Here is a 23,259-nt window from a genome sequence, read left to right as displayed (position 1 = left end):
AACACCTTAGAGTGATTCCAGAAAATCATAGATTTTCTGGACGGCTCTTTCTGGTTCATTCACAGTCATTTGCAAAATCTGGTCTATGAAGCGGCAAAGAACTGCATAATCGATGAATTTGTTGTTTTTCACTACCATCACCTTAGGATGAGATGTGGGTACTGCTATTTCATCTTTATAAAAGAGTTCTTCCGTGATTTTTTCTCCTTTTCTGATTCCTGTATAGACTATTTTTATATCTTGATCTGGGACGAGACCATGTAAAAATATCAGTGTTCTTGCAAGTTCATCTATGGAAACAGGTTTACCCATATCCAGCACAAAGAGATCTTTGTTTTTTCCTAAACTCATGGCTTGTAATACGAGAGAAACTGCTTCAGATATACTCATAAAATACCTTGTCATTCTGGGATCGGTGATAGTCAATGGTCCTCCTTTTTCAATCTGCGAATTGAACTTTGGTATTACGCTACCTCTACTACCTATGACATTGCCAAACCTGACGATTACAAAATTAGTTTTACAATCAGAATTAATAGAAAGAAGTAACAATTCAGCCAATCTTTTGGTTGCACCCATCACTGAAGATGGGTTTACGGCCTTGTCCGTTGAAATGAATACCATTTTCTCTGTGTTATACTTACAGCACAACTCAGCGAGTATTTTGGTCCCAATTGTATTTACTCGTACCGCTTCATAGGGATTTTCTTCCATTAAAGGAACGTGTTTGTGGGCAGCTGCATGAAACACTACCTGAGGCTGTATTGATGCAAAAACTTGATTCATTCTTATAGCATCTGCAACATCAGCTATTATGCACCTTTTTATAACATTTGGATGTGTAATTGACAGCTCTTCGTCTATTTGATAAATGCTGTTTTCCCCTTTACCAAGTAACACAAGCAATGATGGTTCAAAATTTGCAATTTGTCTACACAATTCGCTTCCTATACTTCCACCCGCGCCGGTTACCAATACCCTTTTATTTTTTATGAAGGATCTTATCATCTCCAGATCAACTTTTATTTCCTCTCTGCCAAGTAAATCTTCCAGTGTCAATTCTCTCAGATAACCTATCTTTGCCTGTCTATCTGTTAATTCATATATCCCGGGAAGTGTACGGACTTTCACAATCTTTGGATCAATTAAAGAGACGATTCTTCTCATTTGTTGAGCACTCGCAGATGGAATGGCTATTATAACTTCATCTACTTTCAACAAATGAATAACATCTTTTGCACGATCTATAGGACCAAAAATTGGCACTCCATGAATCCGTCTGCCTATCTTTCTTGGAGAATCGTCCAAAAACCCCACAACCTTCCCGAGGTTTGGCCTGTGCTCAAAATCTTCAAGTAGCATCGTTCCTGCATTGCCTGCACCTACTATCAAAACCCTTTTTTTACCAGATGGTTGTACGCTGTTTAACCACTGCCAGAAGAAACGACTCGCCATTAGAAGCATTGCGGAGCCAAGAAAGGTCATCATACCAACTGAACGAGGCATGACAATTGATTTCACTAAATGAAAAAAAAGAACAGATGATAAATAAGCGATAATTGATCCACGTATAAGAACAATCATATCTCTGAATGAAGCGTATAGCCAAACGATATTGTAAGTCCCATTTATGATATACACAATCGCTGCTATCAAACAATAGATCGGTATACTTGAAAAGTATTTTGTAAGTTCTGGCCAATCAAAACCAAGCCTGACAAACAATGCCACGATTCCGGCAAAAAAGGTCAGACCAACGTCTAAGGCAAAGAGAACGAACCTTCTCAATATCTCACCACCTTGTTGTCAGTTCCGTTCCTGTCTTAGGTACGATGTTGTATTTTTTAAGGATTTGACGGATATCTTCTGTTACATAAACTCTCACCATCTGAACCAGATTGTTTGCCATCAATTGATAGGCTGGATATTCTTTGAGAAATTCTTCCAGGGAAAAGACTTCATTCTTCGAAGAGTCATACAGATAGACATTACTCTTTAGAAATTCGTCGGGATGAACAAGCGAGAGCTTATATGGCGTATCAGTTTTGAAGAGTTCTTCAAAATCATCTAAAATCCTTCGAAGTTCTTTCCTGTCTTCATCTGGAATTTGTGATGATTGTGATAAATTCTCTAACCTCAATCTAATTTTTTGAAGAGTATCTGCTACAACACCCTTACTCATAATCGAAGGATCGATACCAACAGCCGCGAAAGTGATCTCGGCGATTAATTTCCACAGGTCTCTTTTTTCAAAACGTCTCAATAACTTATATGCTTCAATTAGATAATATTCATCATCCTCCAGATCGATTTTCCCATTTATCAATTCCTCTTCGCCAACTTGATATTTTTCCAATATATTTTCAAACTGGAATTTTATCTGTGCAAAGATGAATTGATCTGTTAGGTCAAGAAACTTCTCAAGATTGCTGACTTTCTCATAGAGTCTGAGAGGTCTATAAACTAAAGAAAGTATCTGTTGGATCATCAAATCTGCTGCCCTTGATGTCTTATGAAAATACACGTTTTTGTACATCATGAACCTACCAAAAAGGCTTGTATAGATTTGATCGAGTACTTTGGCATGATAACAGAGTATCTTTCTATTGTCTTTCTCTTTGATAAAAGAATTTCTTATGATTCTATCAACGGCCCCCACTCCAAAGTGGGTAGTTCCACTGTAATAAGAATCTCGCAATAGAAAATCAAGTCTATCGGCACCGAGCGGACCTTGGACAATATTGTACTCAACTGTTCCTGTCTCTTCTCCCTCAAAAACTTCATTGACCAGATTCATCAATGCACAAAAGGCATCCTCGTTGATAACATCAGTTTTCAGTGTTTGAGAAAGATCTTCAGCAACAGCTATTTTCATTCTCGGATCGGATATCCTCTCATAAGATTTCATCATTTCACGGGGCATTAACTCGAGCAAGATCCTTTTTCTGTATTCATCATGACCGTCTTCGATTCCCATTCTTGCATATACGACATCATCAAATTGATGACTGAAAGGGCCATGTCCTATATCGTGCAGTAATCCCGCAAGTCGAACGATTCTTCTTTTTGCTTGATCTTCAAGAAGTCTGAGCCCATAAAGTCCACAGATATGCATTACCCCAAGTGAATGTGCAAATCTATTGTGAGTCGCTCCAGGGTAAACAAGTTCAGCTCCCACAAGTTGAGAAAGATATCTCAATCTTTGCACAGGTCTTGTATCAATTGCTAAGATCTCCAGAGGATATAAAAAGATCTCTGAATGTATAGGATCTCGCGATACTTTGTAATACAAGAAAACTCACCTCTTTCCAATTCTCAGGAAAATTATAGTATAATTTTCGAGTCAAAAGCACAGGAGGTAAAATGTACGCGATCATAAAATACAAAAAATACGGTCTTATGAGGTTTTTGTCTGCGATAGAAACATCAAATGCTATTGAGAGAAATATTCGTCGCGCCCACTTACCTTTTACTTTGACTAAAGGTTTTCACCAAAAAATGAAGATCTCGTATCTTGATCCAATGCCAACCGGTGTCATAAATCTTGCATTGTATGTGAGAATCGAGTTACAACAAATAATTGACAAAGCGATGCAGAAACTCAGAGAGACTTCTGTAAATGGACTGTATCCTGAAAAAATCTGGTGGACAGATCTAAATCCTAACAGGATTGTTACAGGCTATGAGTTTAAAATACTTGTTCCACAAGATTGTGTTGATCTTTCCAAGTACGATCCAGAGATGGTATTACAGGTGACTGAAAAATCAAAGTCTGGTTTGATCAGTGATTTCTTTGAAAATATCAAATTCGACTTTCAAGGTAAATTTGTTGTGATAAGATACTTACAGCGAAGGGATAGGTTAATTCGCTCTCGATATCTTTATGAACCAATTTTGACTCGAAAGGACTGTCTCATACTGGTTCAGTGTACTGAAGCATTTTGTAACGATAGGAAACTCTCAGAGCTTTTGGAGGAATCGGCGTGGGCTATAGAGTGTTAGTTGTTGATGATTCAGAGGTTTTGAGAAAGATAGTGAGTTTCAATCTCACACGAGAGGGCTATTCTGTTGACGAGGCAAAAGATGGAAAGGAAGCCCTTGAAAAGTTACAGCAAATAAAACCAGATCTTGTTATATTGGACATAATGATGCCATATATCGATGGTTTTGAGGTTCTCAAGAGGATGCGAAAAGATCCCGAACTTGCTCATATTCCTGTGATCATGTTGACCGCTAAAGGCGGCGAAGATGATCCAAAGACAGCGCTTGAACTTGGTGCAAATGGTTTTCTCACAAAACCATTCAGTCCAATCAAACTACTTGAAGAAGTTCGTAGGGTGATACAGTATGGAACATGAACTCAGGAAGGTTTATGAGAAGATCTCCAAAGCTACTAATTTGCCACCATATCAAGGCATGGCAAGCCTAAAGGATATAGTCACGGCTATTGATAGAATCTTATCGGAATTGAATGAACATCGAAAAGATTATACAAGATTACTTGAAGAACACATTGAAGAGTTATCAAAAACTTATCAGGAGATATCGACTCTTTTTGAACTGAATAACCTTTTTACCAATGTAGTAGATCCATCTGAGAGCCCCGAACCACTTGTAGAATTGCTCAGACAGACTATACCTTTCTCTGCAATTTCTATCGAACTAAATGTTGCCGATAAGCACATCCATCATGAGAAGATCTTTGAGATTGATAGTGAAACCTTTCAGAAAGCAAAACAAATAATTAATATAGATGATGACAATGTCATCTTGATAGAACCAGATCACAATTACTATGTTAGAAATTTACTATCTGTTCCCGTAAAGAGTGGTAAATCTCTCTGGGGAAGAATAACTCTGATCGAGAGGATCCCAGACATGTTCACTGCAGCCGATAGGAAAATTCTTGAGGCTGCCGCCCAACAACTGTCGTCGGTGTGTGAAAGATATGTAAGATTGAAGCGAGAAGTGGAAAGAGAGAGACTAAGGGAACAACTCGAGATAGCTCGACAAATACAGATGAGACTCTTTCCAAGAAAATTGCCAAGCCTTAAGTATGTTGATATCTGTGCCGATACAATCCCGGCTATCCAAGTTGGAGGAGATTACTACGATATCTTGATCAGGGAAAAACGGGTTTTTGTCACTGTAGCAGATGTATCAGGAAAGGGTATTCCAGCGGCTTTGATGATGACTTCGTTGCGTAGTGCATTGAGAACACTTTCCAATAACGTTGATAGCGTGTCAAAATTAGCCGAGCAGTTGAACAATGTTCTTTGCGATGATCTCGAAGAAGATAGGTTTGTAACAATGGTTTTAATGTGCCTACACTGTGATGGTACACTTCAGCTTGTGAATGCTGGACATAACCCGGTGTTATTTCTGAGTGGGAATACTTTGAACACATTAGATGCACAGAACCTACCCCTTGGCATAGTAAAAAATACAAATTACAAGATATTTGAAACTGAGATGAAACCAGGAGATATTCTGGTTGCTTATACAGATGGTGTAATTGAAACCCGTGATGTTTACGGTAATGAATATGGATTCGAGAGATTGTGTAAACAAATCTTTGAATCAAGGCATGATAATGTTGCTCAGATCTTGGAAAATGTAAAAAACGATCTTGATAATTTTTCTGTTGATGCTCAAAGACATGACGATACAACAATAACAGTGATAAAATATCTTGGAGAAAATTTCTCTTAGGAGGGAAGAAAATGTCTGGTCACAACAAATGGGCGAATATCAAACATCGAAAGATGGCACAAGATGCAAAACGTTCTCAGATGTTCACTAAGCTGATCAGGGAATTAATCGTTGCGGCTCGTGAGGGCGGAGGAGATCCAGAAACAAACCCAAGATTGAGAACGGCAATTGAAAAAGCAAAAGAAGCGAATATGCCAAAAGACAATATTGAAAAAGCCATCAAACGCGGTACAGGTGAATTAGAAGGAGTAGATTATCAAGAGATCATTTACGAAGCTTATGGTCCCGCGGGTGTGGCACTGTACATTCGTGCACTGACAGACAACAAGAACAGAACAGCGCAAGAATTAAGGCATGTCCTCAGCAGACATGGTGGAAGTCTTGCAGATCTTGGAGCAGTTAGTTGGATTTTCGAGCGAAAGGGAATCATCAACATACCACGTGATCAGGTGGCAAATGTTGAAGAGGTAGTTATGTTAGCGATTGATGCCGGAGCCGAAGATATCAATGATCAAGATGACCCAATAAGGATAGTCACATCGTCCGAAAATCTCACGACAGTCAAAGAAGCACTCGAAAAAAATGGCTACAAAGTTGATGCCAATATATCTTATGTCCCCAAGAATACCGTTCAAGTCACTGGAAAAGATGCCGAGAGAATACTCACATTGTTGAATGCACTTGAGGACATGGATGATGTGCAAGATGTTTACTCGAACTTTGAGATGGACGATGCGGAAATGGAGGCAATACTTTCGCAATTAAATCAATGAAAAATTTGTTGTTTGTTTGGCTAATAGTGCCAACCTGTTTCTTAGCTGCCGTGGTAAATCTCGATTTTGCCCTTGGCAGCTATTCTTGGTTTGGTTTAACTGTGTCTCCATATGTCGAATTCTGGCGCGTCCAGGCAGACCTTGCATTCACATTGGGATTTGTTGGTGATAGTTCTGGACTGAAAGTTTTACCCATCTATGAACCATTCGACAATCTGAAATATTTTTCACTGGATTTAGACAATGGAGGAGTAAGATATGTCGTGCCATATAGTGGTTGGTTGAGTTATAGTAACCTTGAGTATCAGCCACACACTCTCAGCCTATGGGGATTCAATGGTTCTGTTGGATTTGTTCTGAAAGACAATTACGCGTTATTTTTCAAAGTTCCTCATTTTTCTGTGTGTGTTGATAGCGACTCTGGTTATCATTTAGGAATTCCGGTGAAGTTCGGTGATCTACAGATAGAACCTTTTGTATCCAATTATGGCTATGGAATAGGTATCGTTTTAGGTGAGTTTTCTGGCTTTTTTGTACCAAATATGGGTTTTAGAGTGAGTCTTGGGTCAAAAAGATTGTTTTTCTTTGGACAATATCTTGCAGGTGAAACTAACATTGGATTTGGTTGGTTTAACAAAGATGAGTGGGTTTTGATAACAACTGAATCGATTGATGTGAGAAAAAAGATAGATCAAATCTACTTGATACTTAATTCTCAGAAGGAGCGATGGTATGCAGGATTTTCTTTCCCAGTTTTCTGGTGAATTTCCAATGGAAGATTTTCAATGGTTTGTGAAAGAAGTCCATAGATATTTTGGACTGGATCTATCGGGTTACAAACCACATAGAGTTAAACGAAGAATAGAGATACTCATAAAGAAATACAGGTTATCTTCTTTTCAAGAATATCTGAAATTCTTGCTTTCAAACCCAACTGCTAAAGAAGAATTTCTCGATAAATTAACGATAAATGTGACAGAATTCTTTCGAAATCCAGAAAAATGGTGGGAACTACGTGATAAATATTTGCCAGAGTTGCTTGCTGTAAGTAGAAGTAGATTCAAAGCATGGAGTGCAGGTTGCGCAAGTGGTGAAGAACCATATTCTTTGGCCATTTTGCTTGAAGAATTGAAAGCTCCCCTGGGAGCATCGATACTGGCAACGGATTTAGATGAAAGGGCACTCGAAGAAGCAAGAGAAGGTTTGTATGAAGCGAGATCGATGGTAAGTACTCCGAAATCTTACCTTGACAAGTATTTTGAACTACTCGATGGTAGTTATAAGATAAAAGACTTTATCAAGAAAAGAATCGAATTCAAGAAACACAACATGCTTCAAGATCCATTTCCCAGCTCACTTGATTTGATAATTTGTAGAAACGTGGTGATATATTTTGAATCGGCTGCTAAGGACCAACTTTACAGAAATTTCGTGAAAGCATTGAGACTTGGCGGTATTCTATTTGTGGGAAGTACAGAGAGAATCTTTGACTACGCTGAGATAGGTTTGAAAATAGCCAGTCCCTTCTTCTATCAAAGGGTGAAATGAAATGTTTTGGGTAACATTCGTGGTTCTAATGGATCAACTTTCGAAGATGTTGGTAGAAAGGTTTTTGTTTCAACCAATTTTTGCAATTCCCGGTGTTCTATGGTTTACCTACACCAGAAACACCGGCATAGTATTTGGTTTATTCTCAAGGGCGCCATGGGTGTTATGGGTGACCTTTGCCGTAACGCTAATACTTTCATTCGTATCAAGCTTTGTTAAAAGCTCATCTCTCACAAAAGTCGGTCTACAGATGATCGTTGGTGGGGCGATTGGAAATATCGTTGATAGATTCAGATTCGGTTATGTTGTTGATTTCATAAACTTGAGGTACTTTCCCGCTATTTTCAACGTTGCCGATCTTTTCATCACGCTCGGTGGCATATTGATAATTCTGGGTTTATTGATAGGAGAGAAGAGTCTTGGAGATAAAGGTGAACAGAGTTGAGCAAGAGCAAAGACTCGATCTCTACCTTTTGCAAAAGATACCTGCAAAGATTTCAAGAAGTTTTCTACAGAAAGCCATAAAAGAAGGTAAGATAACAGTCAATGGTAAACCACAGAAACCAAGTTATCGGGTGAAGGTGAAAGATGTGATATTCGTACCAGACCCCGAACCAGCGACGATCCTGTCGATTGAACCAGAACCAATAGACCTTGAGATACTTTACGAAGACCATGACTTGATAGTGATAAACAAACCAGCTGGTATGATAGTCCATCCAATCCCTTCACACACAAGTGGGACACTCGTAAATGCGTTGCTCTATCATTGCAAAGATCTCCAAGGAATCGGTGGAGAATTAAGACCCGGTATCGTCCATAGATTGGACAAAGATACCTCGGGGGTCATGGTTGTGGCAAAAAACGATTTATCCCATAGAAATCTTTCTCAACAATTCAAAGATAGAAAAGTTTCAAAAGTTTATCTGGCTCTGGTTCGAGGTAGGATAAGTGATCCTCAAGGAGAGATCAAAGTATCTCTGGCAAGGCATCCGGTTTTTAGAACAAAGATGTCTGTTAACGATACGGGTAGAGCCGCCATAACATTTTACAAAGTTCTCAGATATTTTGACGATACAGCATCTTTGGTTGCAGCGTACCCCAAAACAGGACGTACTCACCAGATAAGAGTACATATGAAATACATAGGTCATCCAATTTTGGGAGATAAGCTTTACGGTAATAGTCTTGGAGCACCTCGTCAAATGCTGCATGCAGCAAAGCTTGAATTTTATCATCCAAGAACTGACAAGTGGCTCAGTTTTATAGCTCCTTTACCTGATGATTTCAAAGATCTCATTATCAAGTTGAATTCTCAGGTTGTGAAGATCACGTGATACCAGCTATTGTCTCCCCATATTCTTTTGAAGGTTCTATATTAAAAATCGAACAAGTTGTTGAAAAAGCCTGTAAGTATGGCTTGAAATCTTTGTTGATCGCAGACAAGAATTTTCACAGTGCTGTGATTTTCAACGATCTATGCAGAAAAAAAGGATTGATACCTGTTCATGGGTTGAGAATCGGCGAAAAGATTTTCTATGCGAGAAACCGTATTGAATTTGAAGAACTTGTCAATGCATACAATCAAAAAAGGGAACCAAAGTTGAATTGGTTAGATATAAATTCTGTGAAGCTGGTTTATTACCTTGAAAACTCTCATCGTGAAGCATATGAAATCATGTGCCAACTACTTTCAAGTCCAAGTAAACTCGGATCACCTTTTGAAGGAAAATTCCAAGATGTCGCGATATCACTCAATTGTGAGACATATGATTTACGGGTGAGTGTGCGATTTCCCCAGCCACAAAAATCGTGGTTAAGGAGTTATCTAAATGACTTGGTACCGGAATATAGAAAAAGGTTTGAAAAAGAAATTGAAGTGATTGAAAAACTCGGCTTTGAACCATATTTTTACACAGTGAAAAAGATCATAGATACCGCAAAATCTCTTGATATTTGTGTTGGACCAGGTCGTGGCAGTGCTGTGGGATCTGTTGTTTCTTATATTTTGGGAATCACGAGTGTGGATCCAATAAAGTATGATCTATTATTTGAAAGATTTTTGAATGAATACCGCCAAGAATTACCGGATATAGATATAGATGTTGAAGATGAAAAACGTGCTTTTTTGATTGAAAAACTCTCCGAAGAATTTGCCTTTGTTGCTCAAATTTCTACATTTGCCACACTTTCTCCAAAATCTTTGCAGAATGAATCAAAAAGACTTGGGATCGAAATAAAATCCAAGACATTTGACCTTCTCAATGGTTTGCCTTTTCACAGAAGCACACATGCAGCTGGTGTTGTCATAGCAGATTCAGTTCTACCCTTACCGATTGTTCCAAATACAAAGCCGTTTTTACTCGAATATGACATGGATTCTCTCAGTAAGGTTGGAATTACAAAAATAGATATCTTGGGCTTGACGACCCTATCTTTGCTCCATAAATTGAAAAAGTCTCTTGGTCTCAAAGAGATTCCCATAAATGATTCTTTAGTTTATAAAGAGATCTCATCTGGTAGAACGCACGGTATTTTCCAGCTTGAGCGTTTGCCCGCAAGAAGCCTTTGCAGGCAAATTAGACCACAAGATATCAGAGAACTTTCTGATCTTCTTGCTGTAAACAGACCTGGACCGTTACTTGCCAAATTGAACGAGCTTTACGCTGAAAGAAAGCGTGGCTGTGGTGAGCGCAGTCGGTTTTTCGAGGAAACATATGGTGTGATGATATATCAAGAGCAATTGATGAAAATTGCTGTAGATTTGGCTGGCATGACACCTGCTGAGTCAGATCTTTTCAGAAAGGCTATATCGCAGAAAGACTTAAATGTAATGAAAGATGCAGCAGAACAATTCAAACGTAGAGCAATAGGCAAAGGGTATGACAGATTCTCGATAGAACAATTGGTTGAAATTATACTCAGATTTTCTTCGTATGGATTCAACAAATCTCACAGTATAGCTTATGCGCATATAAGTTATGAACTCGCTTATATAAAGCATCATTTTCCTAAGGAGTTTTTCACAATATATCTGAAAGAACATTCCAGCGATAGGGAGAAAATCTTTCTTTCGGTTCAAGAATTACGTTCTCGGGGTTTTCGGGTAGTTCATCCATCGATCAATCCAGTTGAGTTAAAAGACAATGAATTTCAGTTACCGCTTGAAGTGATAGCAGGCGTGAGTAATTCAATCGCAAATATGTGTATTACAAAAGGACCGTTTTCAAGCATCGATGATTTTACGAGGAAAACCTCAATACCTCTTTCAACATTGGAAAGATTGGTCTTTGCAGGAGCCTTTGATTGCCTATATTCTACTCGTGAAGAATCAATAAAGGCGTTCAATGCATTTCAAAAAGGATACGATTCGTCTTTGACGGAAATGTCCTCGATCTTTGGAGAACACCGTGAAGAAAAAGTCTTGAAGTTTACCCAAAAAGATATTGCCGCATTCGAAGAACAGGTATATGGTTTTCCTTTAACCCCTTTGCAGATCAGCTTTCAAGAGAACTTTGCGCCTTTGACCGAGGTGTTCGTTTCTGGGAGAATTCTACCAGTTGCATTGTTGGTTGATTCGAATTTTGCAAGTGACGGCACGACGATAATACGGATAAAAGGAAATCTACCCGACGGAGAATATCTATGTGTTGTAAAACCAGATTGTTCGATCGATGAATACTATGACTTATCAAAGGTAGACTCAGTTGTCTATGAACCGCAAAGTTGTTTTGATCATATGGATTTCGAACCTGCTTCAGAAAGAGAAATGGTGAAAGTTAAACTCCTTGATAAAAAAGTCTGCATCGATTCAACAAGACCACTATTAGATCATTACAAAATAAATGTTATGCTCAAAAATACCTGATCCGAAAAATATTTTGTAACAAAGATTATCACACTCTTTTTGCTACTTATTTTCAACAAGGACTGTCCTGATGAAATTTGGCATATTTTCACATCATAGAAACAAAGCTTGAGTGATCGCAAAAATACATGGTAGAATTTCAGAGAGATTATACCCTGAATGCAAACAGAGTGAGGTGTTATTGTGCGTATTATTCTTGATTGTGACCCAGGTCATGATGATGCTTTTGCTATTCTATTAGCTGCGGCTTCCAAAGAAATCGAATTGCTTGGTGTTACCACTGTTGTAGGAAATTCTTACCTGGAAAACACGACGAGAAACGCAAGGACGGTTTTAGATCTTTTTGACATCGATATTCCCGTGTTTGCCGGATGTGGTAGACCGCTTATCAGAAATACCATTGTGGCCCCAGATATACACGGTAAATCAGGGCTCGAAGGTGCTCAACTTCCATCGCCAAAGAGACCTATCGAAAAAACTCATGCAGTTGACTTCATCGCCCAGATGTTGGAAAGGTATTCAGATGTAATCTTGGTTCCAACAGGTCCTTTGACAAATATCGCAATTTTCATGCTTCGCTATCCTCATCTGATCAAACGAATAAATTCAATTGTTTTAATGGGTGGTGGGATTGCTTTCGGCAATGTAACACCTGTTGCTGAGTTCAACATATTTGCCGATCCAGAAGCTGCCAAAATTGTTTTCAATTCTGGTGTACCGATTGTTATGGCTCCACTGGATGTTACACACCAGGTTATCGTCACAGAAAGAGAAGTGAGCCGAATGAGGCAATTTGGAGCAAAATTCAATCTTCTTGCAGATTTACTTGTTTTCTTTAAGTCCACATATAAGAGAGTTTTTGGTATCGAAGGTGTTCCTTTACATGATCCGTGTACTGTGATGTATCTGTTGCATCCAGAAATATTCGAAGTGAAGGAATATCATGTTGATGTAGAGACAAAAGGCGAACTCACTTATGGGCAAACAGTCGTTGATATCTGGCATACATCCGGTAAAATTCCAAATGCCAAAATTATGTTAAAGGCTGATAGTGAGAAATTCTTTGATATCTTCTTCGAAGAGTTCAACAATTTAAAGGAGGCATAGATTATGGTGGATCCAAGGTACCACATAAAGGTTAAACCAGATGATGTGGGTAGATATGTCATTGTTGTTGGTGACAGAGGTAGAGTGGAACGGGTAGCGAAATATTTTCAAGATGCTGTAAAAGTAGGTGACAATCGAGAATATCTCACCTACACAGGTTATGTCAAAGGTGAAAAAGTCAGTGTGATGTCAACTGGAATGGGAGCACCTGCTATGGCAATTGGTATAGAAGAACTATCCACAACAAATGCAAGGGTTGTAATACGCGTTGGAACAACTGGGGCTTTTCAAAAGAATCTCAAGCTTGGTCATAGCGTGATCGTGAATGCAGCAGTTAGGTTGGATGGAACGACTGCTCAGTATATAATTCCTGAATATCCTGCTGTGGCAGATTTTCAGGTTGTAGATGCGCTTGTGAAAGCAGCAAGGGACGTAAAAAATCCATTCCACGTTGGCACAGTTCTTTCGACAGATTCGTATTATGGAAGGGCTTTTGATCCAGAAAAACACGATCATTTGGAAAAACAACTGGTCAAAGCCGGTGTCCTTGCAGTAGAAATGGAAATAGGTGCACTTTATATCATAGGTGGAATAAAGCAATTGAAAACTGGTGCAGTCTTGACCGTTAGAGAAGAACTCACAGACGAAGGCTATATACAAGCTGGTGAAAAGTTCGAAGAAGGTTTAGAAAACTCTATCAGAATAGCCGTTAGGGCTATAGAGATTCTAATTGAGGGAGGTGTTGGTAAATGAAGAAACTGTTGGTTGTTTTACTCGTAGTTTTGGCAGTACTCAGTTTCGCAAAACCTTTGAAAGTGGCATTACTCTTGAATGGTAACCTTGGTGACAAATCGTTCTTTGATTCTGCCGCAAGAGGTTTGGATATGGCAATCCGACAGCTTGGGATTCAAGGAAAGATCATCGAAGCCTCTTACAAACAAGAAAACTGGCGACCCTATTTGGAAGATCTTTCTGATCAAGATTACGACATAATTATTGTCGGGACCTGGCAGATGCAAGAAATTCTCGAAGAAGTAGCTGCGATGAATCCAGACAAGAAATATTTCATTTTCGATACATCAGTCGATTACAGTAAGCCCGGTGTGAAAAATGTCTATTCGATACTTTACAAACAAAACGAAGGTTCTTTCCTCATGGGTGCCCTTGCCGCTATGATCACAACATCTGGTATGCCAAAAACTAACCCAGAACCGATTATAGGCTTTCTCGGTGGAATGGATATTCCCGTGATAAATGACTTTTTGGTAGGTTATATTGAAGGTGCCAGATATATAAATCCGAATATCAAAGTCCTTATCTCCTATGTTGGGAACTTCAACGACCCTGCAAAGGGTAAAGAATTGAGCCTTGCCATGTATAGACAAGGTGCTGACATCATCTTCAACGTTGCTGGAAACACTGGCATAGGCTTGTTAGAAGCGGCGAAGGAAGCAGATCGCTGGGCAATAGGTGTCGACTCTGATCAGGCTCTCATTTATGAAAGTACAGACATAGAAATAGCTAAAAGGATTGTGACATCGATGATGAAAAACGTCGATCTCTCAATCTTCAGAGGAATTAAAATGCACTTGGAAGGCAGACTTGTTTATGGAAGGGCAGAAAATCTCGGTATTTTGGAAGGCGGAGTGGGAGTTGCGGACAATAAATATTACAGAGAATTGGTACCAGAACAATTCCGCAACAAGATTAAAGAAATCGAGAACAAGATCACAAAGGGCGAGATCAAAGTCGGTACAGTCTTTGGTATGTCTCAAGATGATCTGAATAAACTCAGAATGAGCGTTAAACCTTGAGGGGGCACCTGCTCCCTCTTTTTGGTGGGAGAGAAAATGAAGGCAATCGAAGCTATTGATATTACAAAGGTTTATCCAAACGGTGTTGTCGCAAATAAAAATGTAAATATCTCAATTGAGGAAGCAGAAGTTCATGCAATAGTTGGTGAAAATGGTGCAGGAAAAACTACACTCATGAAGATTTTTTTTGGAATTGAGAAGCCCACAAGTGGTGAGATAAGAGTTTTTGGCAAAACTGTGCATATAAATTCACCAAAAGAAGCGATTACCCTCGGTATAGGTATGGTGCATCAACACTTTATGCTTGTTCCATCCTTTACTGTTGCTGAAAATATCATGCTTGGTATAGAACCAAGAAAGCGCTTTTTCTCCATTGACTCTAAGAAAGTGGAGAATATCATCAATGATTACGCGAAACGTTTGAACTTTGAAATTCCAATATGGGAAAAGGTCTTGGACTTACCAGTTGGAGTGAAACAAAGAATAGAAATTCTCAAAGCTCTTGTGAGAGGAGCAAAGATATTGATACTCGATGAACCATCTTCAGTGTTAACACCACAGGAAGTCAATGACCTGTTTGAGGTACTCAGAAGGTTGGTTCAAAATGGTTTAACTGTTATTTTCATAACTCATAAGCTGAACGAAGTCAAACAAATAGCTAATAGAATAACAATAATGCGAAATGCTCAAGTTGTTGGAACTTATGAAAATAAAGATATCACAGAAACTGATATTGTGGAATTGATGATTGGAAGAAAATTTGAGTATGACATAAAAAGGGAACGAAAAGAACCTGGCGAAGTCTTGCTCAAAGTGGAAAATCTGAATTATTTCAGAGAAGATGGCGCTCATATTCTCAAAAATCTCAATTTTTCTCTCAGAGCAGGAGAGATATTGGCTGTGGCAGGACTCGAAGGCAACGGCCAAAAGGAACTTGTTGAAATACTAACTGGATTGAGAGAAAGGGCTACTGGTGAAATCATGTTGAACGGTAAGAACATACTCGGTGCTCAACCATGGAAATTGAGACAAGTAGGAATTTCTCATATTCCAGAAGACAGAGTTGAAGTGGGATGTGCGCTTGATCTATCAATAGCTGAAAATTTAATATCTGACAGGTTTTACTTGAAACCTTTTTCTGGTCACCTGATTTATAAGAAAAAATATGTAATTGAATTTGCTAAAAAGATGATAAGAGAATTTGACGTTAGAACTAAAAGCCCAGTAACAGCGGTTAGAATGCTTTCAGGCGGAAATATGCAAAAAGTTGTGGTTGCCCGTGAAATGACAAATTCTGCAAGAATAGTCATAGCGAATCAACCAACTCATGGTATAGATATCGCTTCAAGTGAATTTATTCGAAAGAAACTCATTCAAATCAGAAATGAAGGAAAAGCAGTTCTTCTCATCTCAACTGATCTTCAGGAAGTCCTTCAGATCGCTGATAGGATAATTGTCCTCTACAAAGGTGAGATAGTTGCACATTTGAAAAATGAGAATTTAACTGAGACCGACTTAGGGTATTACATGCTCGGTGTGAAAAGACAAAGCGCTGAATACATAAGGGAGTCTGTTGATTTATGAAGAGAACACTTATGTTGTTGGAATTGGCAAGATTTGTTATAACCGTTGGCATAGCTCTTTTGATCGGTTATATCTTTCTGCTTTTCAGCACAGACGAACCTATGGAGGCTTTTAAACTCTTCTTGACCGGTCCAATGACAACTCAGCGAAGGTTTTTTGAGTTTCTAAACAACTCTGTCCCACTGATGATGACAGGACTGGCACTTTCAATAGTTTTTCAAGCCAAGGTGTTCAACATAGGAGCCGAGGGGCAGTTGTTCTTTGGAGCATTTGGTGCGATGATCTTTGCCTTGAAATTTCCACAGATTCCATGGCTTCATCTGATCTTCACGTTGTTTGGAGCGACTCTCTTTGGTTCTTTTTGGGCTTTTGTTCCAGCGATTTTGAGAACAAAATGGAAAGCAAGTGAGTTGGTATCATCGCTCATGATGAATTACATTTCATATTTCCTTGTGCTGTTTTTGGTCAATAATTACTTTCGAGACAAGGCTGCAGGTGCCCTTGTTTCATACAGATTTCCACAAACCGCGTGGTTATCTACATTGACAAAATACAGATTGAATTCCGGACTTTTTATAGCTATTGCTTTGTCAATCTTAGTTGGTTTACTATTCTACAGAACAAAGTTGGGATACCAAATAAGAGTAGTTGGAGCAAACAAAAAATTCGGATTTTACAGTGGTATGAAGACTATGAGTGTCATATTCTGGATACAGATTCTATCGGGGGCGATTGCTGGGCTTGCCGGTGGAATCGAATTAACGGCGATGTATCGTAGATTTGTCTGGCAGTCATTACCGGGTTATGGTTTTGACGGTATTATAGTTGCAATATTGGCAAGAAACAATCCGTTCTTGGTTATACCGAGTGCGTTGTTTATCGCTTATTTGAGAATAGGTGCTAACATCATGGGTAGAACTACGGGAATAGCACCGGAAATAGTCATAGTTCTTCAAAGCCTAATGATTCTTTTGATCACGGCAGAAGCACTTTTGGAAAAATTCAAAGAAAAAGCCGTTGCTAAAGAGGCGATGAAAGGTGACTGATCTTCTAAATCCCGAATTTTGGTACAGCGTTATTAGGGTTTCCACACCACTTTTCTTTGGTGTTATGGCATCACTTTTGAGTTCGATAACTGGAACGATAAACATAGGGATCGAAGGTATGATGTTGATGTCTGCCTTCTGGGGAACTATAATAGCTTCATTCACCCAAAATTCATGGATTGGTCTTCTGGCGGGTGTTGCTTCCTCAACTTTACTTGCCATATTACTTGCCTATTTTCACTTGAAACTGAAAACGGACTTGGTCATAGGTGGCGTTGCCATCAATTTACTTTCGTCAGGTCTAACTGTTTTCTTACTTTATGCGATAACAGGAGATAAAGGGTCTTCGGCATCTTTGAGGAGTTTCACAATACCAAAAATCGATATCCCATTTTTGAAAGATATACCCTTCATTGGTAAAGTTTTGAGTGGGCACAATACACTGACTTATATAGCGATACTCTCAATTTTTGTCGTCAATTACTTAGTCAAAAAGACACCATTGGGTATCAGAATGAGGTCTGTCGGTGAGAATCCAGATGCTGCCGTTTCTGTAGGTATCTCAGTGAATAAAATGAAATCTTTATCACTTGTTTTAAGCGGAATCTTTGCTGGTTTTGGTGGGGCATTTTTGTCGATGGGTTATGTTTCGTGGTTCGCCAGGGATATGACCTCTGGTAGAGGATTCATCTCAATTGCCGCTCAAGCCCTTGGAGGAAATTCCGCTTTATTTGGTGCTTTTGGAGCTTTGATATTTGGTGTGGCAGAGGCACTCGGTATCACTCTACAGTCTTTACGAATACCTTCAGAGATCACTAACATGCTGCCATTTATCTTGACAATCGTGGTTCTTATAATTTACGCAAGATCAAAAATTAGATCTCATTCACGAATTCAAGAACAATGATTTTATTTCATCTTCAAAAAGTTCGCGAAAATCGCCGGGCTTTAAGTCACCAATTTCGATCTTGCCGATTCTTATTCTCTGTATTTTTGTGTAGTGTAGATCTAAAAAGTTCATCATCTTTTTCACCTGATGGTATTTACCTTCGGTTATCGTAAGACTCAACAAGCCAGGTCGAATGGATCGCAAAATGGCTGGCTTGAATTGTTCAGTCGGGGTTTTTAATCCTTTTTGAACTAATTCTATTTTCCAGTTGGTTAACTCCCCCTGAAACCATACAAGATATTCTTTTTGAACATGATTCTTTGGACTTATTATTTTATGTATGAAGACACCATCATTTGACAAGAGCATTAATCCCTCTACGTCCTTGTCCAACCTGCCAGCAACTTGAAGTTCATCCAAGTATGGATGGTCTATTAGATCATATATACATGCTTCGTTCTCAGTCCTGTCACTTACATATCCCGATGGTTTGTTAAAGATTATGTAAACCATTCTGTGAGGAAGAACGAGTTTTCCGTCTAATTTGACAACGTCTTTTTCAGAAACATGAAAACTTTCATCTCTTATCACGATCCCATTCACCGTTGCCAATCCAGATTTTATATATTTTTTGACTTCACTTCTTGTTCCCATCTTTGCGTTGGAAAGAAACCTGTCCAATCTCAATTTTTTCCACCAACCTTTGCATTATAAGTGGTTGAGAAAATATTGTAAAAGATACGCCAAAAGCTATTCCAAAAACGAGAAGTATCGATACATTTCTGAACAACGCAAGTCTCGAAAGAGACATCACCAAAAAACCTGCTATCAAGCCAAGTGCATTTGTGAGAACTGGCATGCCAATGTTTTCAATTGATTTTGATATGTTCTTTGTTATCTTCAAATCATGGGCCAGGTGTATAGAATAGTCTACCACAAGACCAACCAATATGCTCGCAACAATCGATGTTGCAATATCCAATCTGAGCTTCATAAGATAGATAAAAATGAAATTGAAAATTGCCGTCAATAGAACTGGAATTACCACAATTGTTGAAAATTTGAGATTTTTGAAGGCTATAATGATAGAAATAAAGATCAGTATCAATGACGTGATAAGGCTCTGTAATTGGCTTTTCAATATTTGAGAATTTATCTGATCCACAATGAACGATGCACTTGCTACTGTGAATTTGTATTCACTGTATCCTTTCAATTCTTCAAGTAGTACCCTCTTAACCTTCCCAGCTTGCCTGTAAGCCTCATCGGTAATATTTGCAACTATTCTTATCGTTTTTCCATCGGCAACAAAGTAACTTACTGCCGGTTGTACTCGCGCTAATAGTGCAAGGGTTGGAATTGGATATGAGCTTGGAAATTGAACCGATGTAACACCATTCACACTGTTCAATCTTTCAAGTATTTGTTTTACATTTTCTGAATCCTTAACTGTGAAGAATGTATTCTTCTCAACCATTATGTAGACTGGTTCACGGTAAGAAAATTTTTCGGTGAGAATCTTTAAAGCTCGTCCGACTTGGCTGTCTTTGGAAAAATATGAAGCCTGATCCATACCAATCTCTATTTTTGGAAGTACAAAGGGCGAGATCACACAAATAGATAGCACTATATAGATTAAGATTTTACCAAACAGTCCACTGTTCATCTTGAAAGAAAAGGTATTTGCATACTTCTTTTTCTCATCATAGAAAAGTTCATATCCAGAAGTGAAAAGTATTAAAAAAATCAAAGCAAGACCTGACGATACCATCAACCCCAGTTGTTTAAATGCCGTTATCTTTACGAATAAGAACGAAAGAAAGCCAACGGCTGTTGTAAACATTGAGAAAAAGATCGGTCTGAACATCTTCTTTCGAACATCCTTGCCAAAACGGACTACTCCATTGTAAAAATGCAGACCATAGGCAGAGCCTATGACAAGTAGAAAACTAACACACATCACCGTCATAACATTCAATTCCACTTTGAGCAACGCTGAAAAACCATAAACTATGACTGTCGCAACAAGTGGTATCACAAGAGAAAGGAAACTCGCTCTTAGAGAGCGTGTTTGAATCCAAAAAACTACTAAAATTGCTACAAACATCAACGAAGGATATACCAAAACTTGTCGGATGATCTCACTAAAAAGATGGTCGTTTATTACTACCTGTCCAAAAACAAGTGGTGATAAACTTTGATAATCTCCCAATATATTGTCTATTCTCTTAAGAACAGGTTTTTGATCATCAGAAGGTGTGAGTATACAGTTCAAAAGTAGGTATTTTCCATCCTTAGAGATGAATGATCTTGACTCGGGATCCTCTAAGATTTTTTCACTGAGAGTATTTCCATTGAAATACGACACTTTGAAGGCATAATTCACAACACTCAAAACTGTCTTGATGCCTTCCAATTTTGACAATTCATTTTGTAGGTCGATGACCTTCATTATTTCCTCTGATTGGAAAAATGTCTTTTCCGAATGAACTATTACAACTACTTGTGCTCCATCAGAGAATTTCTTAGAAACATTGAGAAGATCTCTCAAATCTTGGTTTTCGATTTGCTCAAGCGTAGCACCTGGAGTATACCCAGGTAAAAAGGTCACATAATCGGCGTTGATTTTTCCTTTGAAGAAAGCGATAAAACCAAAGATAATCGCAAGAACTAAAAAGAAAACTGTCAGACTGTATCTTTTCATGCTATTCCTCCAACTCTGAAGATTACTCGTATCAGTGAAATTATATGGTTAAAAATTTTAACAGTCAATATATTTTATCAATAAGATACAGTGACAGTTTTCTACAGATTAATGTTTTAGGTACTTATTGAACCAATCAGTGATCTCTCTTAGTCTTCTCAATCTGTGCTTTGGTTTACCACTTCTGCTCAATTCATGGTTTTCTCCTTTGAAGATTACCAACCTCGAATCGATACCATGATACTTGAGCGACGTAAACATCTGGATTGCTTCTGCAAGCCAGCACCTGTAATCTTCGTCTGAGTGAATGAACAACGTTGGTGTTTTCACTCTATCGGCATATTTCATTGGTGAATGCCACCAGAGTTTTTCAAAATCATTCCAGGGAGTAGCCAAGTGCTGATCTTTAACAAAGAAATAACCTATGTCAGTTGTACCAAACTTTGAAATCCAATTCGATATACTCCTTTGTGAAACTGCTGCTTTGAATCGATCTGTTTGACCGATGATCCAGTTTGTCATATAACCTCCGTAGGAACCACCGGTGACCCCGAGTTTGGTTTCATCGATGAACGAGAACCTCTTGATCGACTCATCTAAGAATTTCATAATATCTTGGTAATCTACAGTCCCATATTTACCTCTGATGTCTGCAAAATCATTGCCTCTGCCATCACTTCCACGTGGATTGGTATACAAAACAGCGTACCCTTCATTCGCCCATAACTGCATTTCATGGAAAAAAACTTCACCATAAACTGTTTTAGGACCACCATGGATATCCAATATGGCAGGATATTTCTTTGATGAATCAAAATCAGCCGGTTTTATAACCCAACCTTCGAGGATCAGACCATCATCTGAGAGAAATTCAAATCTTTCAGGCTTACATATACTCTTTTCATGAATCCACTCGTTAAAGGTTGTGATTTTTCTCTCTTGGTTTTTAGATAATTCATAAAGTTCTTGTAAATCCATATTTCTAAGACCAACAAAAATAATTTTGTCATTGAAGACATCAAAACCATCGACAGAACCGTTATCTTGTGTCAATTTTTCAATCTTTCCACTCAAGTCTATTCTGTTGAGATTTGAACTGTGCCACTCTGTTGTGATGAAGTACAAGTACTCGCCATCGACTTTGCTTGTTCTGTTACTTCCATACCTACAGTCTGAATTGACGCTGTTGTGAAGACTCAGATCGAACTCTGGCGTGAGAGCTGTAACTTGTCTGGTTCTCGGATCGAGTGTATAGAATTTTGGGTTTTCATTTATTCCATATCTTTTCATGTTAGTACCTGCAAATATAATTTTGTCTTTTAGGAAATAAGCAAAAGTATAATCAAATGGATCTTCATGTGTGAGTTTCACCAATTCATTTTCATTTATCTTGTAAAGATATAGATCTGAGCGAATTTCCATCTTGTCTGTGAAACGGTTTGCTATGAACAGTAAAAGTGTTTTTTCCTGGTTCAACGAGAAATGTTCAACGTTGGTGAACTCGTCAGTTATTGGTGATAGTGATTTTGTGAGTGAATCAAACAGATACAATCTTGTTCTCTTTTTGTTTGTGAATCCACTGCCATTTGACCAAAAAGGTATCTCATCGACAATTTGATAGTCTTTTTCTTCTTTGAGCTTTTTAAGATATTCCTCTTTTTGTTTCTCATCCATCTTAGAAAGGTCTTCAGTGTTGTTATCATAAATAGCAGTCAACACAAATTTATTTTGATTTAGCTTTTCAATGCGATTCACCAATAAAGGAACTTCGAAAGCCTTTTTCGCCTCGCCACCAAAAACATTGATCTTGTAAAAAATGGTGAAGGGTTCACCGGCTTCTTTTCTCTTTTTGTCTTTATCTTCTCTCAGACTCGAAAACAATATATTCTGTTCATTGAGCCAGGTAAACATGCTCTCCTGACCAAAGGTTGTGAGTTGTCTAATCTCATCTGTTGAAGTTTCATAGAGCCAAAGTGTTGAGAAATATTTGTTCTCGTTGTAATCACTTTCATGAACTACAAAAGCCAAATGTTTTCCATCTTCGGAAAAGGTAGGGTTTGACAGAAATTTGTACTTCAGAAAATCATCGATTTTCAACCTTTCCATGGTCTCAACTCCTTTTCTTAATTCGCTTATAGTACAATTTAAATTTTACCACTATCGAAGCAAAAAACACTCACTCAGGTAATGTTAGACTAAAATAAGTTCCAAAAT

General features: G+C 38.4%; 20 protein-coding genes. 15 read left to right on the top strand and 5 right to left on the bottom strand.

Annotated features, from left to right (window positions below):
* Positions 1-6 precede the first annotated feature (6 nt).
* Entirely contained in the window at positions 7-1,788 is a 1,782-nt protein-coding gene (locus tag TSP02S_RS06765; protein ID WP_232503676.1) for a polysaccharide biosynthesis protein, read from the bottom strand.
* Between the two features lie 4 nt (positions 1,789-1,792).
* Complete coding sequence (locus TSP02S_RS06760) at positions 1,793-3,292, bottom strand: HD domain-containing protein (protein WP_041082897.1); 1,500 nt, start codon at positions 3,290-3,292, stop codon at positions 1,793-1,795.
* A 71-nt stretch (positions 3,293-3,363) separates the two neighbouring features.
* On the opposite strand from TSP02S_RS06760, the gene TSP02S_RS06755 reads away from it, so the two are divergent.
* The 15 genes from TSP02S_RS06755 to TSP02S_RS06685 all read left to right on the top strand — a co-directional run bounded on the left by TSP02S_RS06755 (position 3,364) and on the right by TSP02S_RS06685 (position 18,359).
* Positions 3,364-4,002, top strand: a complete 639-nt coding sequence (locus tag TSP02S_RS06755; RefSeq protein ID WP_041082895.1) for a TIGR03936 family radical SAM-associated protein — start codon at positions 3,364-3,366, stop codon at positions 4,000-4,002.
* Positions 3,984-4,358 carry a response regulator gene (locus tag TSP02S_RS06750; RefSeq protein WP_041082894.1) on the top strand — a complete coding sequence of 125 codons (375 nt, stop codon included), beginning with the start codon at positions 3,984-3,986 and terminating at the stop codon, positions 4,356-4,358. Before TSP02S_RS06755 ends, TSP02S_RS06750 begins: the two co-directional genes overlap by 19 nt.
* Positions 4,348-5,712, top strand: coding sequence for a PP2C family protein-serine/threonine phosphatase (locus tag TSP02S_RS06745; protein ID WP_041082892.1), 1,365 nt, complete (start codon positions 4,348-4,350; stop codon positions 5,710-5,712). Before TSP02S_RS06750 ends, TSP02S_RS06745 begins: the two co-directional genes overlap by 11 nt.
* 11 nt (positions 5,713-5,723) lie before the next feature.
* Positions 5,724-6,485 (top strand): YebC/PmpR family DNA-binding transcriptional regulator, encoded by a 762-nt coding sequence (locus tag TSP02S_RS06740; RefSeq protein ID WP_041082890.1) that lies wholly within the window; start codon positions 5,724-5,726, stop codon positions 6,483-6,485.
* Positions 6,482-7,249: a hypothetical protein gene (locus TSP02S_RS06735; RefSeq protein WP_041082888.1), complete on the top strand. Its 768-nt coding sequence runs from the start codon at positions 6,482-6,484 to the stop codon at positions 7,247-7,249. The genes TSP02S_RS06740 and TSP02S_RS06735 overlap by 4 nt, the downstream gene beginning before the upstream one ends.
* On the top strand, positions 7,218-8,033 hold the full coding sequence (locus TSP02S_RS06730) for a CheR family methyltransferase (protein WP_041082886.1): 816 nt from the start codon (positions 7,218-7,220) through the stop codon (positions 8,031-8,033). Before TSP02S_RS06735 ends, TSP02S_RS06730 begins: the two co-directional genes overlap by 32 nt.
* Before the next feature lies 1 nt (position 8,034).
* Positions 8,035-8,478: a signal peptidase II gene (gene lspA, locus TSP02S_RS06725; protein ID WP_041082885.1), complete on the top strand. Its 444-nt coding sequence runs from the start codon at positions 8,035-8,037 to the stop codon at positions 8,476-8,478.
* Positions 8,459-9,370, top strand: a complete 912-nt coding sequence (locus tag TSP02S_RS06720; RefSeq protein WP_041084212.1) for an RluA family pseudouridine synthase — start codon at positions 8,459-8,461, stop codon at positions 9,368-9,370. Before lspA ends, TSP02S_RS06720 begins: the two co-directional genes overlap by 20 nt.
* On the top strand, positions 9,367-11,901 hold the full coding sequence (locus TSP02S_RS06715) for a helix-hairpin-helix domain-containing protein (protein ID WP_041082883.1): 2,535 nt from the start codon (positions 9,367-9,369) through the stop codon (positions 11,899-11,901). The genes TSP02S_RS06720 and TSP02S_RS06715 overlap by 4 nt, the downstream gene beginning before the upstream one ends.
* A gap of 183 nt (positions 11,902-12,084) precedes the next feature.
* A complete protein-coding gene (locus tag TSP02S_RS06710) occupies positions 12,085-13,008 on the top strand; it encodes a nucleoside hydrolase (RefSeq protein ID WP_052465369.1) in 924 nt (307 codons plus the stop codon).
* A 3-nt stretch (positions 13,009-13,011) separates the two neighbouring features.
* Positions 13,012-13,761 carry a nucleoside phosphorylase gene (locus TSP02S_RS06705; RefSeq protein ID WP_041082879.1) on the top strand — a complete coding sequence of 250 codons (750 nt, stop codon included), beginning with the start codon at positions 13,012-13,014 and terminating at the stop codon, positions 13,759-13,761.
* A complete protein-coding gene (locus tag TSP02S_RS06700) occupies positions 13,758-14,822 on the top strand; it encodes a BMP family ABC transporter substrate-binding protein (protein ID WP_041082877.1) in 1,065 nt (354 codons plus the stop codon). The genes TSP02S_RS06705 and TSP02S_RS06700 overlap by 4 nt, the downstream gene beginning before the upstream one ends.
* A 36-nt stretch (positions 14,823-14,858) precedes the next feature.
* Entirely contained in the window at positions 14,859-16,406 is a 1,548-nt protein-coding gene (locus TSP02S_RS06695) for an ABC transporter ATP-binding protein (RefSeq protein WP_041082875.1), read from the top strand.
* Positions 16,403-17,452, top strand: coding sequence for an ABC transporter permease (locus TSP02S_RS06690; protein ID WP_041082873.1), 1,050 nt, complete (start codon positions 16,403-16,405; stop codon positions 17,450-17,452). The genes TSP02S_RS06695 and TSP02S_RS06690 overlap by 4 nt, the downstream gene beginning before the upstream one ends.
* Positions 17,445-18,359 carry an ABC transporter permease gene (locus TSP02S_RS06685; protein ID WP_041082871.1) on the top strand — a complete coding sequence of 305 codons (915 nt, stop codon included), beginning with the start codon at positions 17,445-17,447 and terminating at the stop codon, positions 18,357-18,359. Before TSP02S_RS06690 ends, TSP02S_RS06685 begins: the two co-directional genes overlap by 8 nt.
* Here TSP02S_RS06685 and TSP02S_RS06680 read toward each other — a convergent pair.
* From TSP02S_RS06680 to TSP02S_RS06670, 3 genes are all read right to left on the bottom strand, one after another.
* Positions 18,339-19,022, bottom strand: coding sequence for a pseudouridine synthase (locus TSP02S_RS06680; RefSeq protein WP_232503674.1), 684 nt, complete (start codon positions 19,020-19,022; stop codon positions 18,339-18,341). The two genes, TSP02S_RS06685 and TSP02S_RS06680, sit on opposite strands and share 21 nt — an antisense overlap.
* On the bottom strand, positions 18,979-21,045 hold the full coding sequence (locus TSP02S_RS06675) for an efflux RND transporter permease subunit (protein WP_041082868.1): 2,067 nt from the start codon (positions 21,043-21,045) through the stop codon (positions 18,979-18,981). The genes TSP02S_RS06680 and TSP02S_RS06675 overlap by 44 nt, the downstream gene beginning before the upstream one ends.
* 108 nt (positions 21,046-21,153) lie before the next feature.
* Entirely contained in the window at positions 21,154-23,151 is a 1,998-nt protein-coding gene (locus TSP02S_RS06670) for a S9 family peptidase (protein ID WP_041082866.1), read from the bottom strand.
* Between the last annotated feature and the right edge of the window lie 108 nt (positions 23,152-23,259).

The sequence above is a fragment of the Thermotoga profunda AZM34c06 genome, from assembly GCF_000828675.1.
GTDB lineage: Bacteria > Thermotogota > Thermotogae > Thermotogales > DSM-5069 > Pseudothermotoga_B > Pseudothermotoga_B profunda.
The sequence above is the reverse complement of the archived record's forward strand: the minus strand, read 5'-3'. Positions and strand labels throughout refer to the sequence as shown.